Raw genomic sequence first — 1,924 nt, 5'->3', positions numbered from 1 at the left:
CCGGGCTTACAGTGCCTGCCGTAGCGGGTCAGCTTGAGCGAGGGGTTAGGCGTCATCGCTGGCGCTGCCCGCGAATCGTACCGATGAAACTGTGCGCGTTTATGTGGCATGGTGGGGTGCGGAGCCGACGAAGACCGTAACGACACTGGCGCTGCATGCCCGCGGGTTAGGTTGGTCCTGGGTGACGTTATCGATATTGGTGAGCGCTGCTTGCTGGCTGTAAGGCCGATGGGCACGCATCCCGTCTGAGAGAGTGAGCTAAGACGACGTTCCCGACATCGGCTCCGCATCCCGCAACAGATGATGGAGCAGGACATGGCGACGAGCAAGATCAAGGAAGCGATGAAGCTGGAGGTGGTGCACCCGGATGCTGCCGGGGTGGACGTGGGTGGGTCCAGCCACCACGTGGCCATCCGGGGCGATGCACCGGGGCAGACGGTGCGGGAGTTCGGGTGCTACACGAAGGATCTTCACGAGATGGCGGACTGGCTGCTGAGCAGCGGCGTGAGGATCGTGGCGCTGGAGTCCACCGGGGTGTACTGGATACCTGTGTACGAGGTTCTGGAGCGGCGGGGCTTGGAAGTGCTGCTGGTGCACGCGCGGCACGTCAAGGGAGTATCGGGCCGCAAGAGCGACGTGCTGGATTGCCAATGGCTGCAGCGCTTGCTGAGCTACGGGCTGCTCAGGGGAGCGTTCCGGCCGCAGGACCAGATGTGCGAGTTACGTGAGCTCAACCGGCTGCGCAGCAGGCTGCTGCGCGACCAGAGCAGGAGCGTGCAGCACATGCAGAAGGCGCTGACGATGATGAACGTGCAGCTGACCAACGCGATCAGCGACGTCGCCGGCGTGACGGGGCAGAAGATCGTGCGGGCCATCGTGGCCGGCGAACGGGACCCGCAGGAGTTGGCCAGCTACAGGGACGCGCGCATCAAGGCCAGCGAGCAAGAGATCGCAGCCAGCCTGCAGGGCAACTGGCGCGCAGAACATCTGCTGGCGTTGAAGGTGGCACTGGCCACGTTCGACTTCTGCAGCCAGCAGATCGAGCAGTGCGAAGTGGAAATCGAGCGAGCGATGCAGGTGCTGCAGCGCTTCACGCAGGAGCCGGAGAAGGGCAAGAAGCGCAGCAAGGCCAAGAACGCACCGAAGTTCGATGTGCGAGAGCGCTTGTTCAAGATGTGCGGTGTTGACCTCACGCGCATCAATGGCATCGACGTGAGCACCGCCATGACGATCGTCAGCGAGGTCGGCACGGACATGAGCCGCTTCCCCAGCGACAAGCACTTCGCATCCTGGCTGGGGCTGTGCCCGGGAACGAACATCAGCGGCGGCAAGAGGCTCGGTGCCGCCAGCAAACACAGCGCCAACCGCGCCACACAAGCCCTGAAGCAGGCCGCAGCGGCACTGAGAACCAGCCAGTCGGCCTTGGGAGCGTACTTCAGGACACTGTGTGGCCGGATGGACAAGGCCAAGGCAGTAACGGCTGCGGCGCACAAGCTGGCCAGGCTGATCTACGCCATGCTGACCAAGGGCCAGGAGTACACCGACCAGGGCCAGCTGTACTACGAAGAGCGCTACCGAGAGCGTGCCGTGCGCCAGCTTCAGCGCCGGGCCAACAAGCTCGGCATGCTCGTCGTGCCCGCAGGCGGCTGAAAACAGCCAATCAAATCAACTACTTGGAAGGAGTTTCCTGAGAGGCGTCACCGCGGTGCGTGCTGCTCACGCGTACAACTCGCTCCTGCCAAAGGCGGCAGCGAGAGCCCCAAAATAAAGGCAGTGTAGCGCGTGGATGTGATCCAAGTAGATGTACTGAAGCTCATGATCCGGGAGGTCCCGTAGCTCCCGCAAGTCGATGGTGGGCGGCAGAATCATTGCAATGTCGGGAGTCCAGTTGAGGACTCGGTGAAGCAACATGTCAGCTGGTGGG

The 1,924-nt window shown here is 63.0% G+C and carries 1 protein-coding gene; it reads left to right on the top strand.

Annotation, left to right across the window (positions count from 1 at the left end; translation table 11 throughout):
* The first annotated feature begins 315 nt into the window (after window positions 1–315).
* Window positions 316–1,650: an IS110 family transposase gene (locus ACOVRJ_RS09470; RefSeq protein WP_422043607.1), complete on the top strand. Its 1,335-nt coding sequence runs from the start codon at window positions 316–318 to the stop codon at window positions 1,648–1,650.
* Window positions 1,651–1,924 lie beyond the last annotated feature (274 nt).

It is taken from the genome of Roseateles sp., assembly GCF_049240545.1.
Lineage (GTDB): Bacteria > Pseudomonadota > Gammaproteobacteria > Burkholderiales > Burkholderiaceae_C > Paucibacter_A.
The sequence above is the reverse complement of the archived record's forward strand: the minus strand, read 5'-3'. Positions and strand labels throughout refer to the sequence as shown.